This window comes from Aquimarina sp. BL5 (genome assembly GCF_003443675.1).
Classification (GTDB): domain Bacteria; phylum Bacteroidota; class Bacteroidia; order Flavobacteriales; family Flavobacteriaceae; genus Aquimarina.
Window position 1 is genome coordinate 3,079,561 of record NZ_CP031963.1, and the last position, 25,035, is coordinate 3,104,595.

A 25,035-nucleotide genomic window follows, 5' to 3' on the forward strand; every position below is an offset into this window, starting at 1 on the left:
CAAATTCATTTTCATTTTTCTAATCGTTATTCAATAAAGAACTACCCGAACGAGTTTCCTGAATTGTATACGTACCTCTTTCTGTTTCCTTTTTTACTCTAACCAAACCACCCTCTAAATCGTATTCATAGAATGTTGAATAATTATTTTCGTCAAGTTCCGATTGTAATCTTAAATTTTCGGGGTCATAGACAAATGTCTTCATACTACTATCAAATGGCTGAAAACGAATATCATCATAATATACGTTCAGGTTTTCTCCACTATTCTTTAAAGAAATAGTCATAAATTCGGCGTTATCCGGAATCGTAAAATCTGAAGAGATTCGTTGCCATCCATCAATAATATTTCCTTGAGGTCGAAATGTAATTGTTCCATTCTCTGTGAGTTCACTACCATTTCTATCTGTATAAATTATTTGGATAAACGAATTTTCATAATTCATTACTTGATAATCTGAAGTATCAACATATGTATTAAAATTGGCTAAAGGTTTTATCGCATTTCCTATATCAACATTAACATCAACTCTATATATTGCAGGAATTAAATCTGACCTAAATATCAACATTGAATTCAGAATTATGTTACCATTGATTCCACTTTGTTCTAAGTTATCAAACTCAATCAACGGTTCTTCAAGTATTGGAATACGCTCATTATATGTTATAGATCCATAATTCGGTGTTTTATATAAAATCTCGGTTTGTCCATCTGGATCCAAAGAGAAAGAAAAACCAACTGTTCTTTTAATTCCGCTTTGATTCTCACGATACGGTTTTAGATCATATATTTTCAAATTAGTAGGCTTGTTAGTAGCATTGATAAAAGGAATGATATCATCATATTTCCTTTCCTCTGGAGAAGGGTCAAAGATTGAAGGTGTTGGAATCTGATCAAGAATACGATCCTTTAAACTATTTACTAAATCTAAAAATTGTCCTTTAATTTCTTGAAAACTTTTGGTTTTTGTCGAAGAAATGGTAGCGCCATTTTCTCGTACCCAAGCACTCATCACATAGCGTTTACCTGGTTCTGGTCTAAATTTCTCACAATCTACATAGACTGGTGGTTCTTCTGTTTGTATGACTACTTGTACGGCAAGACCAGTATCACTCAAACATTTCCCAAAAACACTTGTCTGTTTTGCATAATATATGCCTCCATTTTCTAATACTAGGTCATTAGATAATTCTGTATCATTTCCATCAAACCAACGAATATTATTCCCAAATGCTATTAGATCTCCTACAGTAGCTGATTGGTCACTTTCAAAAACTTGTTGAGCTGGCCCTAATGGTGGAGGAGATTGTATGAAAACAATAAACACACTGGTTCTATCTGATATTTCTATACCTCCAGAAAACTGACCTGCATAGTACAATGTATTATTTTGCAATGATGTACTCGGACTTAAAGGAAGCCCTCCTTCTGACTCAGCAAACCATTTTATCTCGAAATTAGTATTGGATGCTTTAACCTGAATATTACTGATTGTAGGATTAATACTTGAGCAAAATGCCTGCCAGCTATTTGCTTCTGCCGGAGCATTCGTAAGTTTTACTTCTACCGCTAACCTACAAATAACACCAGTACTTGCTGCATAATATATACCTCCATCTACTAGTAACGTATTTGCAGGAAGAGGAACAGTTCCTGTTGAACTATCGTACCATTGTATTGAGGTTCCCTGTGCTTGCAAATCACCTACGTTGGGATTGTTTTGAACCATAAATAATTGAAAACTATCCCCTATTGGAGCTCCTTCATCAATGACTGCTTTTACAGGTACTCTAGAAGTATAATCCGGACTATCGGCCCAATAAACTTCCACGTATGTATTTCCATTTCCAAGTCCCAAAGGTTGATCTAATTCAAACTTATAACCTCCTATTTCTTGGTTATACCAGTTAATACTAGACCCACCTCCTGGTGCAGTCAAATCCGCAACCGTAGGGAATCTATTCATCGTACAGAATTTTTGCTCTTCATAGACTACTTCTTGCGGACAATCCTCATTTGTACCTCCAACTTTAGTAAGGCTAATTCCATCAATCAGCATATATACGTAGGATGCGGATCCGGCAATACCTGCAGAAGAAGCTACAAACTCCAATCTAATATCAGAAGTAGTCGCAGTAAATTCTAAAGATGCTTCTTCCCAAACTGGATTTTTGGTTACCAACATATAAGAAGAGAATAATTTTTGATCTCCAAAAAGAACTTTCCATCGTCCTCTTTCAAGCATTCCTCCATTAGAGGTAAAAGTTCCGGTAACATTAGATTGATAGAACTTAACGGTATACTTAGCACCTATTTCTAAATTTTCTAAAGAAGTATAAAAAGATTCTAACTCATTATTCACAGTACTTCTTGCAATAGCACCAGCAACTACACCTCCATCAGGAGAATCTGGTATGTTATCTGCAATACCTGAGTGTGCTTTAAAAGGAATATTCCAGGTATCTGCTGTTCCTCGTCCATTCACCCAATTACCACAAGTAACTTTACCATTATGACCATACCAACTAGCTTGACTTGAACAATCCTCAAATGTTCCATTCACATATTCATCTAATATGTTACAATCTTGATCCGGATCTGGGTTAGACGGAATGATGTTTACCAAAATTTTTAATCTACATTCTTTATCTTTCTGCTGAGCATAGTAATAGGTATTGTGCTCTAATGGTAAACTTCCTGATAATGGAGCACTACTTATTACAGAATCAAACCATAAAATATTAGTTTCATTTACTATAATATCATTTATTACTGGATTGGTAGCTTCTAAAAAATATTGTGTAGTTTGGCTAGCTGTTGGTATTCCTTCATTAATGATTACTTGAACAGGAACTCTCGGTTCCAAAGGATTATCTTTTGATTGTGCCCATAATGTTACTGTGCTTGTTATTTCATAGTCTGGACTAATCACAGGCTGTTCTGTTTCTGTAAAACTCCAATTAGTTTCTCCAGGAAAAGGAGATGCTAAATCTCTTACAAAAATTGGATTATCAGTATTACAAAAATTTACTGCTTCCGAATTGTTAACGCAATCTCCATCTACTTTTGTTACTTTGATCCCGTCTATTAACAGATGCATAAGCACTCCATTATCTACCGTATTCAAAGTAGGTACAACAGGTGTAAATTTAATTGTTTGAGTAGCATTAGTAGCGGTAAATTTTATTTCTACTAAATCCCAAGTTGGTGTATCTAAAGTATTGATAGAAAAACCTGTTTTTACTATCATTGGTGGTGATACCTGATAGTTTCCTGATGGAATAACTCCTATATCAATACCTCCTGTAGAAATTTGTTCACTCCTTACAGGAGTAATCCCTGATGTTTCTATCCTATCATTACCCCAAGAGACTTTCCACGATGCATTAAACTCACTAGTTATTCCAAAGTATCCGCCATTAGATTGATAAAAAGAAATTTTGTATTCTGATCCTATTTCTAAATTATCTAACTGTTTTTGCAAAACAGATGAGAACCTGGTAGGGAATTGGCTTTGTGGCTGATAAACACGACAAGATGCAAAAACTGCTCCTTCTGGCGATGGTTGTACCAAATTAGTTATCTCACCTGGACTTCTCTGATTATCTATTCCTATTTTCCAAGTATACATAAGATTTCTTGGTGTATCAAAATTACTACAAGTAAGATCGTTGTTGCTTATTGCAGTCCCTATGATCCCAGCTGTAGCGTAACAATTTTCGAAACCACCATCCGCGACACCTAGTAATATATTACAGTCTGTATTGGCTGAATTAATTTTAACCAAAATTTTTAATCTACATTCTTTATCTTTCTGCTGAGCATAGTAATAGGTATTGTGCTCTAGTGGTAAACTTCCTGATAATGGAACATTACTTGTTACAGAATCAAACCATAAAATATTAGTTCCATTTACTATAATATCATTTATTACCGGATTCATAGATTCTAAAAAATATTGTGTAGTTTGACTAGCTCGTGGTATTCCTTCATTAATAACTATTTGAACAGCAATTCTAGGCTCTAAAGGATTATCTACCGATTCTGCCCATAGTGTTATAGTGCTTGTTATTTCATAGTCTGGACTAATCATAAGCTGCTCTGTTTCTCTAAAACTCCAATTTGCTGGACTAGTGAATGGTGATGTCAAGTCCCTTATAAAAATTGGATTGTCTGTATTACAAAACTTCTGAGCAGGAGGTGCAGTTAACCCTAAAACCAATTTGATTTTATTTCTTTCTAATTCTAATCCGTCAACTATACTATTGGTAGCAACGAAATAATACTCATCAATATCATCTTGTGTAATATTGTCTATGGTTATACTTGTATCTGCTGTTGTTATAAGTTGATTGTTTCCTCTATACCAAGTATATGTGTTATTAGGACTAGATAATTGCTGGGTAGATAAAATTACTGACCCTCCCAATTGTACCCTTATAGTTTGTTCTTGATCTACCTTAGCTTGCGGCTTATAAACAAAGTTAGGATCAAATTTAGGCGTATAGGCATCAAATTCTGATTCGAAATCTGAAAATATAAAACCGTTATCATTGAAAGCAAAAATGGTTAGCTTTGGTGTTAAAGTAAAGTTTGGGATTACTCCGTTTAGTTCATTATTAGCAATATTAAGATAGTTTAAGTTCGGCAGATTGGTTAGTTCTTGAGGGATTTGACCGGAAAAAGCATTTTGATCAAGTCCTATTTGCACTAATTCTGTCAATGTTCCAATACTATTCGGTATGTTACCTGCAAATCTATTATTTTCAAGTCTTAGATATTTTAAACCAGTTATATTACTTATGGAAACAGGAATTTCTCCTTCTAGTTGGTTGTTCGATAAACCAATGGATCGAAGATTTACCAGTTGTCCTATATTTTCTGGAATAGTACCTGTTAACTTATTATTATCAAGATGTAATACTTCGAGGGTAGTAATGATCTCCAAGCCACTTGGAATAGCGCCTGTCAACTCATTATAATTTAGATATAACTCCTCAAGCACATTTAAAGTTTCAATGTTAATAGGGATTTCTCCTGTTAGCGTATTTCTATCTAATCTCAAAGAAACAAGTGAGGTAAAGTCTGAAATAGTACTAGGAATAGTACCCGATAATTTATTACTTGACAAATCTAATCGTGTTATCTTTCCATCAACTACCGTAACCCCGTGCCAATCACAAATTGCAGCATCAGTTAGCCAGTTGGTATTATTGGTCCAGTTTACTCCATCGGTAGCGTTGTACAAATCAATTAACGCTTGTTTCTCCACTTCAGAAACTCCACAAGGATCCAGGGTCAATGAAATCGGATTACGTTCTAAAGTTAAGTCTGTTACTATACTATTAGTAGCTATAAAATGATATGAGCCCACAGCTGTAGCTGATGCATTTTCTATAACATATTCCTTATTAGTTGCTCCTGGAATGACTATTCCATCTTTATACCATTGATAGCTATTGTTAGTACTTGTTAAGGCAGTGCTTGATAAAGTTATTGTACCTCCTTCAGTAACTGATAAAGTTTCTGTTTGATCCACTTTGGCCTGAGGTATATAAATAAAAACATCTAATTTAGATTTATAATCATAATATTCAGACTCAAAATCACTAAAAACATAATCATTTACTTGAAATCTAAATTCTTTAAGATCAGGAAGATTTTTGATTGATTTTGGTATTTCTCCAAACAATTTATTATTGGAAATATTAAGCCTTTCTAAACTTAGTTGATTTCCTAATTCTGTAGGAATCCTATTTTCTAACTTATTATCATATATATATAAATGTTTCAAATTAATCAGTCTGCCAATTTGCTTAGGTATTACACCTGATAATTTATTAGAATAAAGGTATAACTGTTGAAGGTTAGTAAGGGATCCGATCTCAACAGGAATATCACCAGATAATTGATTTTCAGATAAAAACAATTGTTTTAATTGAGATAGATTTCCTACTTCTATTGGAATAGTTCCGGTGAGAAGGTTTTTATGCAATTGTAAAAATGCCAAGTTAGATAAGTTACCAATCTCAACAGGTATAGTACCCGTGAACTTGTTGTTTTGGAACTGTAGATTAACTAGTTTTGATAACTTTCCTAATTCGCTGGGTATAGTTCCAGACAGTTCGTTAGATGAAAGAAAAATACTAGTTAATTCTGTCAAATTCCCTAGTTCGATTGGAACATTTCCTGATAACTTATTTTTTCCTAAATTAAGTATTCTTAAATTAGAAAGATTTTCTAAAGTTGATGGTATTGTGCCATTAAGATTATTATATCTTAATTCTACAATAGTTACTTTTCCATCAAAAACTCTTACCCCATACCAATCACAGACTGGTGTATCCAAGTCCCAGCTATAGGTCCAGTTGGGACCATCCGTGGCATTATATAAATCTATTAACGCTTGTTTTTCAATTGCAGAAACACCACAAGTATCTTCGATTACAGTAAGTGTTATCGGGTTACGTTCTAAAGTCAAACCAGTAACCACACTATTTATAGATGTAAAATGATATACTCCAGCATCTGCAGTAGCAGCACCAGATATTACCAAATCTTTATTTGTTTCTCCTGTAATAACCACTCCATCTTTATACCATTGATAGCTATTGTTAAGACTTGTTAAGGCATTACTTGATAATGTAATAGATCCATTTTCTGTTACAGAAAGACTTTCGGTTTGGTCTACTTTGGCTTGGGGCGCATATTTAAAATTAACTCCTAGCTTATTTTGATAAGTACTATACTCTGATTCAAAATCAGAAAACACAAAGCTGTTGTTTTCAAAGAAAAATTTTGTTAAGCTTGTAAAATTTGTGAAACCAGAAGGAATTTCACCACTAAAACGATTATTCTGTAAGAATAAATCTTTTAATTCTAAACTATTTAATTCTTCAGGTAATTCTCCAGACAATTGATTACTATGTAAATCTATCGATTTCAAATTAGTCAGGTTTCCATACTCTTTAGGAATGACTCCGGACAATTTATTCATATATAAACTGAGGCTTTTTAAGTTTTTTAAATTTCCAACCTCAACAGGCAACACTCCAACTAACTGATTATTGTATAAAAACAATTTCTTCAGATTTGTTAATTGACCTAACTCTCTTGGAATAGAACCTGTAAGTTTATTATCGGCTATTGAAAATGTTTGTAAACTCTGTAGGCTACCCAATTCTATAGGAATCTCTCCATATAAATTATTATCATGTGCATCCAAAATTAACAACTGATGCAGATTACCAAGGCTTTTTGGGATATTTCCTGACAAATTATTCCCACTTAAAAAAAGTTCTTTTAACGCTAATAAATTTCCAATTTCTACAGGTACTATTCCTGATAATTTATTGCTATAAACATCCAATGTTCTTAGAGATTTAAGGTTCCCAATAGATGAGGGAATTTCTCCAACCAAGTTATTATCAAAAAAAGCAACCTCTACGATTTTACCATCCTCAACAGTTACCCCATACCAATCACATACGGGTGCATCGGTTAACCAATTGGTATTATTTTTCCAATTAGCTCCATCTGTAGCATTATACAAATCAATTAACGCTTGTTTTTCTGCTGCTGATACTCCACAAGTATCTTCTTCTACTGTTAGTGTAATTGGATTTCGTTCTAAAGTTAAACCCGTAACAATACTATTAGTAGCTGTAAAGTGATACACTCCAGCATCTGAAGTAGTAGCACCAGATATCACCAAATTCTTATTTGTAGCTCCAGTTATAGCCACTCCATCTTTATACCATTGATAGCTATTGTTAAGGCTTGTTAATGCAGTGCTTGATAAAGTAATTGTTCCGTTTTCTGAAACCGAAAGACTTTCTGTTTGATCAACTTTGGCTTGAGGACTATATCTATAGAGATTAACAGGGTTACTAAATACTGTATGATCTTCTTCAAAATCAGAAAATACAAACCTATTATTATAAAACTCAAGAAGTTTAATATTTCTAAAAGAAGGCATCTTTCCTGATAGTTTATTATTAGATGCATAAACGGTATTCAGATCGCTCAAATTTCCTAAACTAATCGGAATCACACCTGTTAATCGATTATCATTAACTCTAAAGTTTTCTAGTTTTGTTAAGTCCCCTAGTTCATCTGGGATAACTCCAGTTAACTCATTAGATTCTAAAGTCATTGAGGTTAAATTAGACAATTTGCCTAATTCTTTCGGAATAGTACCTGTGATTCTATTTTGGCTTAGACTAAGTAATTTTAAAGCGGTTAAGTCGGCTAGTTTTTCAGGAATAGTACCTGATAATTGGTTTTCTTTCAAGAATAGAATTTCCAAATTAGATAAAGCTCCTAATTCTTCTGGAATAGTACCTGTTAACTGATTTGTACTTAAACTTAGATAAGTTAAATTAACTAGTTTCCCTAATTCCTTTGGTATAGCACCTGTTAATCTGTTTACACCAATGTTAATGATTTTTAAATTTGTCAATTTTTCTAATTCCACAGGTATGTTACCAGATAGATTATTCCTTATTATCCATAATTGAATCACTTTACCATCCTCAACAGTTACCCCATACCAATCACATACGGGTGCATCGGTTAACCAATTGGTATTATTTTTCCAATTAGCTCCATCTGTAGCATTATACAAATCAATTAACGCTTGTTTTTCTGCTGCTGATACTCCACAAGTATCTTCTTCTACTGTTAGTGTAATTGGGTTTCGTTCTAAAGTTAAACCCGTAACAATACTATTAGTAGCTGTAAAGTGATACACTCCAGCATCTGAAGTAGCAGCACCAGATATCACCAAATTCTTATTTGTAGCTCCAGTAATAGCCACTCCATCTTTATACCATTGATAGCTATTGTTAAGGCTTGTTAATGCAGTGCTTGATAAAGTAATTGTTCCGTTTTCTGAAACCGAAAGACTTTCTGTTTGATCAACTTTGGCTTGATTGAGAAAACTATATCTAGTTCCTAATTTATTCTTTAATAACTCGTGATTACCTTCTAGATCTGAAAAGACAAAATTATTCTCGTTTACAAATAAGACTTTTAAGCTATTAAACTGAGCAATTTGAGATGGTATAAACCCCTTAAAATTACTTGAAGTCAGCTCTAAGTTTTCTAGTTTAGATAGTTGACCTAATTCTAAAGGAATAGATCCTCCTAAATTTGGATTAAATCCAAGTCGTAATTCAACTAAATTGCTTAGTTGTCCTAAAGTCGACGGAATAGTACCTGATAGATTGTTTGAAGAAAAATCAATGTACTGCAGGCTAGAAAGATTACCTAATTCATCTGGAATAAGTCCTATAAAATTGTTTCCAAATAAATCGATATCCTCTAAATTCGTTAATTGACCTAGTTCTTTTGGAATACTCCCTGTAAACTTATTGCCAGTTAATTTTAAAAATTGTAGACTTGATAATTCTCCTATCTCTGGAGGTAAATTCACTGAAAATTTGTTATTTCTTAAATCTAAGTCTAGTAAACTTTTTAAATTTCTTATTTCCTTTGGAATATCCCCGGTGAGTTTATTACTCCCAAGTCTTAAATAATATAAGCTTGTTAAAGCGCCAAGCTCTTTTGGTAAAGAACTTGTTATCATATTTGATGTGAAATCTAAAAGCAATAATCCCTTTAAATTTCCAATAGAATTCGGTAATGTCCCTGTTAGATTATTAGATCGTAAGTCTATATGAGTAATTGTATAACCACCAAGACCATTAGACGTATATCGAATCCCTTTCCATAAAGCAATACTAGAACTTGGGTCTTTAATCTTCCATGGCCTATCTCCTGCTTTTGTATTTTTCCAATTATCTCCATCAGTAGCGTTATAAAGATCAATTAATGCCTGTCGCTCTAACGGCGATACACTTATCTGAGTATAACTATTTATAGATAATAACAGACTCATTACTATAAAACCGATATGCTTTGTCATTATATTTTTACATTTCAAAGTTTTCATAAACTTTATGCTTTTTTTTGTTTGGAAAAAGATGCGTTAGTTGATAGGGACATAATTAGGATGACCTCCTCTACATCTTTGGTATGGAAACCCTCCATTATAAAGTTCGAAATAAATGGAGGTTCCCTCAATAGGGGTTTCAGACCCCTTATCTAAGAGAATTAGTTCTAATTTCCAGGGTCGACCTGTATTTCTATAACTTTGTCTAATTATACTAAAATCGTATTCTATATTTTTTTTACCAGAACTCCCTAACCTAACAGTTTTTATTACAGACATATTTTGTCCACTAGGAACATCTGTTCTTGAGTCAAAAACAACTTCATCATTAAAAGCTCCCAACATAATTGCATTGTGATTATTATTATGTACAATAAATCTGTACCTTACGTTGTCATTAGGCGAACCGTGTATTGTAAACTTAGCCGTTTTTCCGCATCCAAGTTTACTAAACAATCCATTTTCAAATTTGTTCTTACTATAAACACCGGTAATTAAAGGTCTCGAATCATCATCACATGCATCACCTATACCATCATTATCATAATCTGCTTGATCAGAATTGGAGGTATATGGGCAGTTATCAGCTGGATTTATATATCCATTCACATACTCTTCTACATTTGTTATTCCATCTTCATCGGGATCTAAATCTTCTTCTATTTCTCCTATTAAACTAGTTGACTGATTTGCTCCTGTTACGGAAGGATTGATCACTAAACTATTTCTTCCGGAATGTGATTTATCTTCTGAAATTAACACTCCAGTATCCCCACTACTATCTAAAGCTTCTCTAAAATTAAAGTGATGATCTAAGGCATTGTTATAGTAAGAATCTTCAAAATTATCTGCTCCCATATGACGATATCTACTGTTTGAAGCTATTACAGTAGGAAATGAGAAATTGTATCCATATTGAACTGTAGAATATCTTCCTAACGCATCTTTATTCTCTATTTCGATCCCAAAAGGACTATATTGAGTCACTTCACTCGCAAATGTCCAATCGGATGAATTATTATTAGTATCAATAGGTTTCCATTGATTTTGATTATTCAACGCATAAAAAGGTTGAAAAGTTTTAAAATAACCTTCTCTCCTATTATGTGCTCTATTTGCATTACCTTCTACTGCTTTTGTTCTTTCAACCAAGTGAGTATATGATTTTTTTGCTTTCCATTCTCCTTTAAGATTATTCAAATATGGGTTAAAACCATAGTTCACTACACTCTGATTCTTCAGATCTTCTTGTGTGAGGTAATCCAAACCACATTCGCATTGTGAGTTCCAGAAATCATCATACATCACTGCACTTGCATTTACAATTCTCTTATTTGCTACGGAAGAGTTTTCTGTTTGGATAAAATCAGCATTATTGATTTTTCCTCCTAATTTTCCCTCAATCGGGTTGTCCATCATAGTAATCGAAGCCATTTGTGCGGTCTGCAAATTGCGATACCCCGATCTTATCACTTTAAATTTGACATTATCTTGCAACTGTTCATTAATGATGTTACCTTCTCTATTCATCAACATCATTTTTCTGCCAGATTGATCAAATCCTACCACCCATAATCGCATTGGGTTGTAACCGTCATCTACAAGAATTTCATCCCCTAACGTAAAAAATTCTTTTGCGGTTTGATTATTTACAAGACCAAATAAATTACCATCCTTATGAAACTCTCCAGTCATACCAAAATTCTGAGCAGCTTGTCCCATAGTATAATATCCCCAATATGCTGGAAAATTAAAGTTATAGTATTGATCATCGTATTCATTTACCGTCTTAGTTAATAAAACCTGTCCTGTGGAAGCATCCCAAGCTTCATTACTTGTTCTTACCTCTGAACCTAAATCTCTAACTATTTTTTCCTTTAAAATACCGGTAGTATGTATAACTTTAGTAGTGGTAGTTGTATGCAGAATATTTGTATTTTCACTTCTTTCTGGAACTCCTTTTGGAATAATAATTGGAAAAATCCCTATAAAAAACCCAGCAACATTACCCTGAACACCGAATACATTTGATTTAGAATAACTCTCCCTAAAGTCAGTTACCACATCGTAATGCATACCTATTTCATTATTTGAAACATTGCCGTTCTTATCTATCGTGGTTAATTCATTATTCAATTTGGTTTCATCATTCTCCTTTGTACTATATTTATATTCTGCACCAGAAATAAATTCTCCTAGTTCATTAAAAACGTTTTGAGATTTCATTTTGCCATCCATATCATTAGTATGTACCACAAACCCTTGAGACAGAGTTAATTTTGACTTCACTGAAACATTAAGACCAACCAATCCCTTAATTACGTTTCCAACGGCAGAAAAGATTTCATCACTATTAGATTCCCAATTCTCTGGGCTATCAATATCCGTATAATCAGTTATGGTCGGAAAATCCTTAGAGGTAAAAAATTCGTGCTCGACTTTACCTGTTCCGTGAACTGAAATATTATCTAAAGGTTTGTAATTGCTAACACTGACCTTACTGTATGTTATTTTTGCAGATGGGAAAAAAGCTTCACCGAAAGGCTTTTCGACATAGTTTACCTCCTGAGGACGAGTTTTATCTCCTTGGTTATAAAATGGTTCAATAAATGGATTTTCTTTACTCCCAAAAGGTTCATAAGTTGCTACTCCACTTGAACTTCCGTTATCTAATCGATAGCTATAATTTTGACCATAACTTTTTGCATAACGATCAATATTAGAGGAATCATCAGGTATTTCTAGCATTTTGCTCCATTGATCTTTTAGTAATAATCTCTTTACCCTAGATCCTCCACCTAATTTGATACCGTTTGGGTTCTGCAATCTTATCCACGACTTTTGAGGAACGAACCTTCTTGCTATAAATTCTTCATTTCTAAGTTTGTTATTAGGTCCTTCGAATATCTCATTGATTGCTCCAATACTTTTTGCAAGAGACCTGGCGATACTGGATAAACTGGTATCATTAGCATCCAATGGTAAACCAAAAACCAATCTATTTAGGTGTTTTCTTCCAAAATACCAACCAGCTTTAGAAATTGGATTGACTTGTTGTGAACCTATACCCCCTTCTTGTTCAGACCATCGCATAGGAATAGCTACCATTTTCTTTCCTGAAGATGTAAAAAGATTGTCATTGGTAAATTTTGAATTATCTATTCTAAAATATCCTGAAACATAATCAAACTCATTTCTGCTAAAATTCTTACTATTTCTACCTCCGTGCTTAGACATATTCAGCATAAAGTTGAAATAAATAGGTTTGTTAATATGATCTCCCAAATATTCTCTTTTAAATTGCTGAATATTTGAAACATTAGGATCAACTTCTACTATTACATATTTGGCCTCGTTTAAATCTCCAAATGAACCAGGAGTATATAATTCATTAGAATAATTCGTGATATTATTTGTTCTACTAGCTCCAACAACTTTAAACATTCTCATAGCCTTTTTGTTCTGAACATACTGATAGTCATCACTTTCAAAATCTACTTTTAATAAACCTCCAGAAGGTAAACTTATTGAAGACAATGTCCATGCGGTAACATAAACATCTTGATCATCTTTATTTTCTTGATCAACAAAAGGGAACTCCATAGCCGGGACATTCATATCATTAACATTACAGCTACCCGAATTAGGTTTGTAATTACCCCATATGTCATACCCTTTTAGGTTATAATTAGGGTTGGAATCTTCTTCCTGTACCCAATTACCCTGATTGTCAAAATTTCCTGTACCATAATTAAAACTGTAAGGAGTATATTTACCCATTTTAGAATTACGATACGTAAAGTATACTTTCTTTAAGGTCAGTTTACCTCCTTCATTACTTAATTCATTCCCCTCAAAACTGGTATCTAAATTATTATCAATACCCCTGCATTGGGAATAATCGTACTCAAAATGAGCTGTCTTAATCTTAGAAGCATTTTCACCATATTTCTGATATTCGGGTTTCGTATATAATGATATACTATCTATCTTTTGCATATACGCAGACCTACCCGTGTCTCCTCCTCCATTTTCTCCTTTAGCCCCTCTACCATCTTTTCTATTAGATAAATGAAAAACAGCAACATGAGTCTTCGTTTCTATATTATCTATATATTTTAGCTCTTTTTTTCCGTAAACATAGCTACCTTTTTGATCATTTTTTGCAGAATTTAATCCTGCATTATAGGATGCATTATTAAATGGTATACGCCATCGATATTCTTGTTCTGGTGAATTATAATTGAATTTGGTATATGCACCAAAATCATCATCTGTTGGCCCATTATTTGTTCTATCCTCATAATCCGACGACAAAACACTAGTTAACAAATAAGTATGTGCAAAAGCAGGTGTAGAAATCCTATTAAAATAGTTATCTATTCCGCTGTTATTCGAAGAACTATTTTCATTTAATCCGATAGCAACGCTTCCTGTTGTACAATTTCCGGTGTTATTGGTTGTAAAAGTAACTTCCTCTTTTTCTGTATTATAAGCTGTGCTACCATATATGTAGGTAGATCCATCTGGTTGAAGCACTTTCATTCCTGCTTTATGATGAGGCTCTGCATTAGAATTTGGTTCGAATAAACCTAGATTAAATTTTTCTACATCTTTTACAGACACCGGTTGTATGGATTGATTTCTCTTTTCTCGTTTTCTTCTTTTAATTCCAGAATTAAAGGTTACCGCATCATAATTGTATGAACTACCATTTGAAGAAAAGTTTTTTACTCTAAATCTATTAGAAGCAAAGTCTCCTGGATTATCAATTTCTAATGCCATAGGATTATAACCTCCTAGTTGATTTTGAAACAAATCCTTTTCAGGATCAACAGACAAATCTCCAATAGATTTGAAATACACTTTTTCATAATCAGGATTTGATCCTTGTTTTTCCTTTAAATACCCCGTTGCAGTAGTATTCCACATACCAGTATAACTAATACTTGGTGAACTTTTATAATCTACTCCTACATGAAAACCAGTAGCTCCTTCTATCTCAATTCCACCGCTATCACTTTCTCCTTGATCTTCTACATATTGGTCAAAAACATAACTTGTCTGTGATCTAAATGGCCTAAACATTCCTCCAATCCCTTGACCATTTATAGTATATGTATCGTAGGTATAGTTTACAGATGGTAAAACTCTTGTTCCTTTTGTTACTATATTCTCTTTCTCTCTATTAAAATCAAGGATATCATTGCGAGTTGCTTTTTCGGTATATTCGTATCCAAAAGCTTTTTCTACATTTATATTTCTTACCAAACTCTGGTTTGTTCCATAAGCTGTCAATCCAACTTCTCCATCAATACCCCAAAAATCACCTCCTACAGAAATACCAAATGTGATCCCTCTATTTTTGAATGGCAATCTCTTTGTAGGTGTAAAAGAAGTATTTAAAAAAGAGACACTCCCAGATCCAGAAGTACCAAAATTTAACCCTCGTGAGTCATCATCTTTTTTATTTTTATCATTAATTGAGGTGTATTTGTCAAGAGATGCTTTCATATTGAAAGCCATTAAACCTTGTCTTGAGTTAAACGGAACCCCGAAATTTAATGTTCCTCCAAAAGCATTATTACAATATTTATCAGTTCCTCCCTTTATATTACTTATACTTACATTAGGAGTAACCGTTGCTCCCTCAGTAGCAGAAGTTGTTAGATTCATTCCTACACTAACATGATTACCTAAGTTAAAATTAAGCCCGTAAGAGGGTCTAAAAACTATACCATTATAATTATTATACTCTACAGCAAGTCCTGCATTAAAGAATTTTGTCCCAGGTATATTCTTAACTTCATTACCAAATAACTGAGGATTAACATCTACTGTTAAACCAACTGTTAAATTATCTTTTAAGTTATCCTCATACGTAATCTTATCTCCTTTGAAATCGTCTGGTATTCCTCTAACTTGACGATTTATTTGACCAACGTTAAGGTTCCAACCTAAACCAACCCAACTTGCCTCCTGATCCATTGTAACTCCAGAATCATATGCCAAGTTTAATGGATAACCACCTACATCCATAATTGGAATATTATAATTAAAATTCCCTGACGAAAGATTAACCATATCCGAAGTTCCTACAGGCGTAAAAGAGTTGAATTCTGGCTGTGATGGGCCACTCGTCAACGCCCATAATTGAGCTGGTTGTATCATTTGCACTACCATTTGTATTGCCAAATAACTTGATATTATCTTCGTTATTTTGCTTTTTCGTACTGTATGCATCATATCACTAATCTGTGTTATAATTTTATAGGGATTTCTGTAAACTTAGACTTGATCAGACCATTCCCAAATAGTTGATCATCATATATTAATTGGATACTTTCTTTCTCAGAAATATTTCCGAAGTGAAGTAATAATCTTTTAAATGGCGCTACTTTAAAATTCCTTTCAAACGTAACACCCGAACATGCTATGGTATCACCGACTGTTGTAACTACGTTAAAATCTTCTTTTATGTTAAACGACATATATTTTACTGATTCCTCATAGTTTCGATTTGTATATACTGATTTTAATAAATCATCTTCTTTATTATGTTGGAATTCAACTTCAATAACCCGCTCATCCTTTAATTTTTGATAAATAGAATCTACTTTCTCTAAGTCGTTGTCGCCTTCTTTCTTAAGAATATAATATTGGATAGGTACTTCTGTTGCTCTATATTCCATATCAGGAAAGAAATGCGAAATTGATTTGGATTTCCAACCTACTTTTTCCAAAGTAAACATTCGATCCTCTATTTCTGATTCAGGTTGTTTTTGATCTTTTGAACAACTGGCAAAACATAACAAAAATGATATTCCTAATACAAAAGGGGTAACTTTCTTTTTTGTCAAAACTTTTGATTATAAAATTTATGGATAAATAACTTCTTTGTTAATTGACTTTACTCTTATTATAAATGTGTGTCATTTTTTAAATCTTCGTATAAAAAAATGATCTCATTACCCTAAATTGTAAGATAATTTTACTTGATATTTTTTAACTCTAATATGAAGCGTCATTATTATAAAGCCGCGAATTAATGAATTATTTACTTAATATTCGTACCATAAGAAGATGTGGCACTCTTTTTTTTAAGTTTTTTTATAAATACATAATCTTAAAAAAATCAATCTAATTTAAAATAGGTTCTATACAAAAATGAGTTGTTTTTTGTTAACAAAAAACACAATCATTAAAGCAGATTAACGAGCTTGATTTATTACTTAGATAGTAAATCTTTTAACTAAATATATAATTCTTGTTTTCTATCAAAAATTAACAGTAATTTCGCGCTCCTTTTTAGTTTAATATTGACTTTTAGACGTGATTAATTACTAATGGAACTTATTATAGATTTTACCCTTCATTTAGGTATACTTGCCAATGCTTTGCTACTTTACATTTTATGGAAAAATGGTTGGAAAGAATTTCACATTAAAGTACTTTTCATAATTTTTTTATGGATCTTTTTTACACAAATCTGTTTTTTTGGTTTTATAAATAAAAATGAAATAATTTTTTATGCTACCTTTTTATTTTTAGATACAATTCCAATAAGCATTGGGCCTTTATTTTTTTTATACGTTAAAGCTATTTTTTACCCCACTAAGAACATTCTAAAAAAGAATGTAAAACATTTTATTATACCATTTATATATATAATGTTTGCCAGTATACCCAAATTGGTAAGCTTGTTTAACAGTCCTAATGTTTTTGGTCATCTGCGAGTAGGATTAGAAAATTTAGTTGCGCTTAGTATTATCTACTCATTAATCTATAGTATAATTGCTATAAAAATTCTTAATAAAACAAAAAAGTTGGTCAACTTATATTATAGCAATGTGAATCATTCTGATTTCAACTGGTTATTGAAATTCTTATATGCTACCATTTTGATAATCAGTATAGATATTTCTATTACTATTTTTGAAGTACTCTATGGGGATATTAATATAGCAATAGGTATTATCGCTTTTTTTGTAGTGTTCTTAATTGTTTATTTAGCTTACCACGGAATTTCGCAAACTAAAGTTTTATTACCTAAATTTTTACTCGAAAAAGAAGTTACCGTAAAAAAAGACATCTCAAAAACGGATGTCATATCTCTAAACGGTAACAAAACGACATATAGCACTAATGAAATGCAATCTTTACAACAACAATTAGAAACATTAATGCAAAAACAAAAATGGTATTTAAACGCAGAATTATCTTTAAAATCTCTATCTGAAAAATTAGATATTTCGGACAAAAAACTTTCGTACTTATTAAACCAATATATGCAAATAAGTTTTTATGACTATATAAATCATTTTAGAGTTGAAGAAGTAAAAGAAAAAATTAAAAACCCTTCTTTTTCACAATATACATTATTAGCTATTGCCTTAGAGTGTGGATTCAATTCCAAAACCAGTTTTAATAGAACGTTTCATAGATTCGAGAGTGTAACACCTTCGAGTTTTAGAAACCAAATATTAAAAACCGAATGATTCACTTCATAGAATTTTTTAAATAAAATCGTGAACTAATTTTCCCAAGCAATCAGTTTAGAATTAATTTCTATCATATTCTCTATTCTCTGCTGCCAAAGATAAAGCACGTCTTATTCACAACTTTTATTCTTCATAACTGACTTTTCAACCTAAAACCAACCTACCACAAGGCCGTTTTTTAATTTTGGAATTATTCCATTTTTTATTGGAAATATTCCAACAAAAGTTTTACTTTTAAACCGTAAAAATCAATGCTTTTGGAACCAAAGAAACATATAAAAGGAAGAGGTGCACAGGAAAAAATACATAATCGTTTTTCCACAAATCATTATGAACTAAGAGATGATTTTCTTAATTATCTTCAGAAAGAAGGAGAGCCTATACACAATCATAAAACTACTTTTATTGAGACTTTTCCTAAAACGATCGTGAACAAAGTAAGCAGTCCAGATGTTGGTATGATGTATTCTCTCAATCCGTATCAAGGATGTGAACATGGATGCGTGTATTGTTATGCCCGAAACTCTCACGAATATTGGGGATATGGTGCTGGAATAGATTTTGAAAGCAAAATTTTAGTTAAGAAAAATGCTCCTGAACTATTAGATAAAAAACTGAAAAGTAAAAATTGGAAAGCGTATCCTATTGCGCTCTCGGGTAATACTGATTGTTACCAACCTGCAGAAAAAAAACTCAAAATAACTCGCCAACTTCTTGAAATATTCCTGAAATATAAACATCCTGTCGGTATCATTACCAAAAATGCCCTCATACAAAGAGATATTGATATTCTTTCTAAGCTTGCAAAAGATAACCTGGTATCCGTTTTTTTATCTATAACATCACTTAATGAAGAAACAAGAAGAATATTAGAACCCAGAACAGCAAGTATTATAAAGCGATTAGAAACCTTAGAAAGACTAAATGAATCAGGGATACCAACAAATGTGATGATGGCGCCAATTATTCCATCTATTAATAATCACGAAATACTACCTCTTTCTAAAGAAGTTTCTAAACGAGGAGCAAAAAGTATAGGATATACCGTTGTAAGACTAAATGGTGCTATTGGGCAGATATTTACTAAATGGTTAGAAAACACGCTGCCCGATCGCAAAGACAAAATTTTACACCAGATTATGGAATGTCATGATGGTAACTTAAACGATAACGTGTTTGGTAGAAGAATGAAAGGATCTGGAAACATAGCTGATCAGATTCATCAAATGTTTGCCATTTCCAGAAAAAAGTATTTCCCTGAAGAAAATAAAATATCTTTAAACTGTAATTTACACGAATCGCATAAAGATGGTCAATTGAAGCTTTTTTGAGGCTTTTTTATTTATTTTTGGGATTTCACCCAAGGTTATAGCCATTCTTTATGAGATTGCATCGTCTATTTATCTTTTCTGCAATATTATTTTTTAACCATGTAATTGCGCAAGTCGATGATATAATAGTTGCCAAAAACGTGGAAGACATTCGTCTTCAAATAAAGGCATTGGATGAAAGTAAAATCGATGAAATTATCTCCTTAAGCAATATCCTATACAAAATAGCTTTTGACAATGAAGATCCTAAAGGCATGATAGATGCCTTAATTCATTTAAGCGTTGCGAATCTTAATTCAGGTAATAATAGTTTAGCTATAGCGTATTTGGAAAATGGGGCTTCTATCGCAGTAGATAACAACATGGATTTTGAAGAAATGTATGTAACGAATCTAAAGGGAAATCATTATTTTGATATTGAGGAATATGATAACGCAAGTATGGCCTATTCTAAGGCTTTAGATATAGCTCAAGAATTAGATAATAAAAATTTTATTTCTGGAGTGAAGAGTAACCTAGCTTTTATTAAGCTAAGAACCGGTGATTTTAGTGCAGCATTAAAAGAACTTAAAAACAGTGAAAAAAACCTCCTTAAAAAACCCTACAGTAGACCTGAAAAAAGAATTCAGGAAGGAGTAATGCTTTTCAACGCTCGAATTTCTGAAGCTTACATTCAATTAAACCAATTGGATTCTGCATTATATGCAAATAACAAAGGATTGGCACTTACAAAAAAAGTAAAAGTTGATAATGTTCATATTGATCTGCTTATGCACCGAGGTATTATTTATCAGAATCAACAAGATTATGTCAATGCACTTAATTTTTTAGATCAAGCGAAAAGTCTTTGTTATGAAGCTAACGACATCGTATTTTTAGGAAAGATTCTGAATTTAATAGGAGCATGCAAACTAGCACAAAAAGACTATAAGGAAAGTATCAATGTTCTCTCTGAATCTCTAGAAATTCTTACTAAAAAATATAGTAATTCTGATGAGATCAGTAAATGTTATAAGTTACTTGGACAAGCTTACAAAATGTATGGTGATATAGAAAAATCCAATGAATATTATGAGAAACATATTCTAAGTCTAAGCAAACTAAATAATAAAAAATCATCAGCATCTAGAAAAGTTCGAGATATAGCAGTAAGCGATTATCAAAATGAGATTTCCAATCTTGAAAATCAAAAACAGAGGCAAAAAAATAAACTAACATATGCTCAAGTTGGATTGGTTATAGCTGTAATAGGTATAGTTTTAGTTCTCTTCTTTTTTCAAACTGCTAAAAAGAATAATAAGAATAAATTTGAAGCCTTACTTGCTAAAATAGAAAAACAAGAAAGCGCGGGCTCCTCTTCTATTGGAATTAATGATGTAATTACTCCAATTATAGATACTAAAGACGCCAAATTAGAGTCGCAATCAAATCCATTAGACATTAGCGATGAATTGTATGAACAAATCCTTCTTGGGTTAAAAAAAGTAGAATCACAAGAATATTTCCTAAGAACAGAATGTAATCTATACAATGTAGCTAAAAAGGTTAATACAAATACTTCGTATTTATCTAAAGTAATTAATGCACATTTTGGCAAAAACTTCAATACCTACATCAATGATCTAAGAATTAACTATGCAATTCTGAGATTAAAAAACGATTCTAAATTTAGATCATATTCTATAAAATCGATCGCAGAAGAAGTAGGTTATAAAACTGCGGATTCTTTTTCTAAATACTTCAAAATTCATACTGGACTTCTTCCTTCTTTCTACATAAAAAAACTAAAATCTAAAAAATAGTTTTTCTTCTTTTCGAAATTAAAATCAGCCAAAAACACCCTATATTCATAAATTTAGGGTTTGCATCGTTCTTTTGTACTTAAACAAGTTTTTAACATTTAAGTAATTCAAAAACAATGGTTTACAATAAAAAAAATAACCCGTTTTTCTTTAAAACGGGTTTCACTTCCTTGCTATTATTGTTTTTTTAAAAGTACTTTGACGAAGTAATGATCAAACTAATTATTACAGCGAAAGACATCAATAATGAAAAAACAAGTTGTTTTATTTTCTATTGGAATAATAGCTGGGATTTTAGCTTATTCAATATTCTATGGTACTAAAGTAGAAGATAAATCAAATGCGATTCTAAAGGTCTTACAATCAAATTGTGAATGTGATCAGATCAAACAATTTATATATGTAAAGGGTTTAGCAAATTCCGAGAAAGGAATCTCTACAGAAACCGCTGAGTATGAATTAAAAAATTGCAAGTATTCTGATCTTAACTCTGAGGCTGACAGAATAAATCAATTATTAATAAGAAAAGTTGATGGATATGAAGAAATTGACAGGTTTACTTTGGAATTTGTAAATCGATATTCATCACAACTTGTAACAATAAACAATGGAACTATAAATCACTGATCATGATAGCACTCACAAAAATTTTAATAGACTTCATCCTTAACTACTTCCTCTTTATAGTAGAGTTTGTAGTTGGCATTTTTGCATAATCAAAAACGAACAATCAAATTAAATCAAAAAGCGGATAGGTAGCATACTATATTAGGTAGACAATTCATCAATGTTTACCTATATTTTAGCTTATCTTTAAATTTTCTTTAAAGATAAAACCATCTTTTTATCACTTAAAATCTTTGGTGTAAGTTGATAAATTATCAACTTACACCAAAGATTTTTATTTTCTAGAAGCATTATTATGCTCACTAATACATAATAAAAACCTAATACTTCCCTCAAATCACTCATAAACAACGTAATAATTATTTAACGTTATTTTGCTTAATTATCATAATAAAATCGTAAATTTGGTCAACCAATTTAACAATTATTAACATTACACTAACCTCAAAACTCTTACAATGCAAAACCTCACCTATCCCTGCCAAAATTTATGTGCTAATCTCAATTTAAGTTAGTACTTAATTCCTAGTTTCAAATTCTAATTAATACTTAAATAGAATAAAACTATTTCTGAATACATCCGAAAATTAACTTGAAGGTATGATCTAAAAAATGTTCTTTACCAAACCTTTCATTTTACAAACGTTTTGATCGATTTATAGTAATCGGTCCTATCTATTATATAAAATATATAACCCTTTTAAGCATCCTTTTATGAAAAACTAAAATCAATTCAAAACTAATAATATCTTAAAACCTAAACTTATGAAACGTATTTTTACTTTGCTCATCACCTTATTGATGACATTACCTTTTTTTGCCCAATCCCAGAATATCAAACCTAAACATCAGATAACTTCTGCTAAATTATCTGGAAAACATTTTGAAGAAATCTCTCTTTTTAATCTAAAATCTAGTAAATCAAATGTGATCATTCCAAAAGAATTTAAAAACTATTCAATTCTTTCATTACGGCAGTCTGCTATGAAAAAAATTGGCGCTGCTCCTGAAGCTTTAAACCTTCAATTACCTAGTGAAAAATCATCAATGCTTCTTGAATTAGTTAAAGTAACTATTGTTTCTGAAGATTTTTCGATTGTAGAAATGCCTTCGGGAAAAGTGATCAAACCATTAAAAAACATTACACATTATCGTGGTATTGTTAAAAACAGTCCAAACTCCATTGCCGCAATTACTATTAAAGATGGCGAAATATCTGGAATTATTAGTCTTAGTGACGGAAAGGGCAATTTAGTACTTGCTAAATTAGATACTAGTGACGATCATATTCTATACGAAGATAAAGATATCAATCATCTAAATGATTTTGTTTGCCAAACAGAAAATTTACGTTCGATAGAAACTACGGAAGAAAGAGATTATCAAAAAAATGCTCCCGCAGCTAATCAAACTAAATGTCCTGAGATATTTTTTGATATCGGAAATGATATTGTAAGAGATAAAGGAGGTTCGCAAGCTGCTTCTAACTATATCCAATCTATTTTTAATCAGGTTGCAATATTATATAACAATGAAGGAATAAAAATAAAAATATCGGGTATAAGAGCCTGGACATCCTCAGCTCCATTTAATAATTTAGATAACTATCGCAGTTATAGAAACCAAAATGGATTTAACGGTGATCTTGGTCACTTTGTTACCTATAACTATTCTGGTGGTGTAGCTTGGTTAAATGGATTATGTGGATCTTATCGATATGGTTTATCCGGTATTAATAGAAATTATAGCAATGTTCCTGTTTATTCTTGGACAGTAAATGTCATTGCACACGAACTAGGTCATAATTTTGGATCTAATCATACGCATTCTTGCGTTTGGAACGGAAATAATACCGCGATCGATGGTTGCTACAATACAGAAGGTAGCTGTGGCAGACCTGGAATTCCATCAAACGGCGGAACCACTATGAGTTATTGTCATTTAACTAGTGCAGGAATAAACCTAAGTAAAGGGTTTGGAAATCAACCTGCTGATGTAATTCGCAGAACAATCAATCGAGCTAATTGTGTAGACACTTGTAACACAGATGGCGGAGGCGGAAACGGTGATGAAGTTAGTTGCGCAGGTATAGATGAATGGTCAGAAAATGTGACATATGTCGCCGGAGACAAGGTTACATATCAGGGAAATCTTTTTGAAAGAAACACAAACAATGATTGGAACACTTTAGGAGTATGCAGCATAGACCCTTGTTTTGGAGTAGATGATTGGAATGAAAATACGACTTACTCACCTGGAGATCTAGTGATATATCAAGGAAACTTATTTAGACGAAATAACAACCAAGATTGGGATAGCCTTGGATCTTGTGAAAATAATGATCCTTGTTCTGGAGTAGATGATTGGAATGAAAATACTTCTTATGCTGTCGGAGATAAAATCATATATCAAGGTAACCTTTTCGAATGGACTGCTAACGGTTGGGAGCAATTAGCATCCTGTAGTAATGCTTCTCGTTCTCTATTTCCTGGTGAGGTTGATGATTATGCACTCCCTCCAAGTTTTAGTATATATCCTAATCCAGCAAGTGATATTTTAAATATCGAAGCTAATAACTCAACGAATAAGATTGAACACATTTTGATAAGAGATATTAATGGTCGTGTTATAAAAACAATCAAACCCAAAGAAAGACCAAGCAATTTGTCTTTTAAACAAAGTATTGCGATAGATGAATTAGTAACTGGAGTTTATTTTATTCAGATAATTAATACGGATAATATCAATACCAAAAAATTCTTTGTACAATAAAAACATAATGGATACTGAAGATTTTTCAGTATCCATTATCAAAC

8 protein-coding genes are annotated in these 25,035 nt (G+C 32.1%); 5 read left to right on the forward strand and 3 right to left on the reverse strand.

Going from position 1 to position 25,035, the window contains the following annotated elements; genetic code table 11:
* Window positions 1-19: 19 nt before the first annotated feature.
* From D1818_RS13100 to D1818_RS13110, 3 genes are read right to left on the reverse strand one after another with little or no spacing between them, the layout of a single operon-like run.
* On the reverse strand, window positions 20-9,958 hold the full coding sequence (locus D1818_RS13100; RefSeq protein ID WP_118459456.1) for a hypothetical protein: 9,939 nt from the start codon (window positions 9,956-9,958) through the stop codon (window positions 20-22).
* A 36-nt stretch (window positions 9,959-9,994) separates the two neighbouring features.
* Complete coding sequence (locus tag D1818_RS13105; protein ID WP_118459457.1) at window positions 9,995-16,204, reverse strand: hypothetical protein; 6,210 nt, start codon at window positions 16,202-16,204, stop codon at window positions 9,995-9,997.
* A gap of 14 nt (window positions 16,205-16,218) precedes the next feature.
* Window positions 16,219-16,818, reverse strand: coding sequence for a hypothetical protein (locus tag D1818_RS13110; protein WP_118459458.1), 600 nt, complete (start codon window positions 16,816-16,818; stop codon window positions 16,219-16,221).
* 810 nt (window positions 16,819-17,628) lie between these two features.
* On the opposite strand from D1818_RS13110, the gene D1818_RS13115 reads away from it, so the two are divergent.
* From D1818_RS13115 to D1818_RS13135, 5 genes are all read left to right on the forward strand, one after another.
* On the forward strand, window positions 17,629-18,456 hold the full coding sequence (locus tag D1818_RS13115; RefSeq protein WP_240338261.1) for an AraC family transcriptional regulator: 828 nt from the start codon (window positions 17,629-17,631) through the stop codon (window positions 18,454-18,456).
* Between the two features lie 260 nt (window positions 18,457-18,716).
* Window positions 18,717-19,790 (forward strand): PA0069 family radical SAM protein, encoded by a 1,074-nt coding sequence (locus tag D1818_RS13120; RefSeq protein ID WP_370449454.1) that lies wholly within the window; start codon window positions 18,717-18,719, stop codon window positions 19,788-19,790.
* 50 nt (window positions 19,791-19,840) lie between these two features.
* Entirely contained in the window at window positions 19,841-21,592 is a 1,752-nt protein-coding gene (locus D1818_RS13125) for an AraC family transcriptional regulator (RefSeq protein WP_118459461.1), read from the forward strand.
* A gap of 246 nt (window positions 21,593-21,838) precedes the next feature.
* Window positions 21,839-22,219, forward strand: coding sequence for a hypothetical protein (locus D1818_RS13130; RefSeq protein WP_118459462.1), 381 nt, complete (start codon window positions 21,839-21,841; stop codon window positions 22,217-22,219).
* Window positions 22,220-22,984: 765 nt separating this feature from the next.
* Entirely contained in the window at window positions 22,985-24,991 is a 2,007-nt protein-coding gene (locus tag D1818_RS13135; RefSeq protein ID WP_118459463.1) for a carbohydrate-binding protein, read from the forward strand.
* Window positions 24,992-25,035: the final 44 nt, after the last annotated feature.

Excerpts from the sequence above, each read along its gene's own strand:
- D1818_RS13125 (WP_118459461.1), top strand. The coding sequence starts at position 19,841 with ATGAGATTGCATCGTCTATTTATCTTTTCTGCAATATTATTTTTTAAC.
- D1818_RS13100 (WP_118459456.1), bottom strand. The coding sequence starts at position 9,958 with ATGAAAACTTTGAAATGTAAAAATATAATGACAAAGCATATCGGTTTT.
- D1818_RS13105 (WP_118459457.1), bottom strand. The coding sequence starts at position 16,204 with ATGATGCATACAGTACGAAAAAGCAAAATAACGAAGATAATATCAAGT.
- D1818_RS13135 (WP_118459463.1), top strand. The coding sequence starts at position 22,985 with ATGAAACGTATTTTTACTTTGCTCATCACCTTATTGATGACATTACCT.
- D1818_RS13130 (WP_118459462.1), top strand. The coding sequence starts at position 21,839 with ATGAAAAAACAAGTTGTTTTATTTTCTATTGGAATAATAGCTGGGATT.
- D1818_RS13115 (WP_240338261.1), top strand. The coding sequence starts at position 17,629 with ATGTTTGCCAGTATACCCAAATTGGTAAGCTTGTTTAACAGTCCTAAT.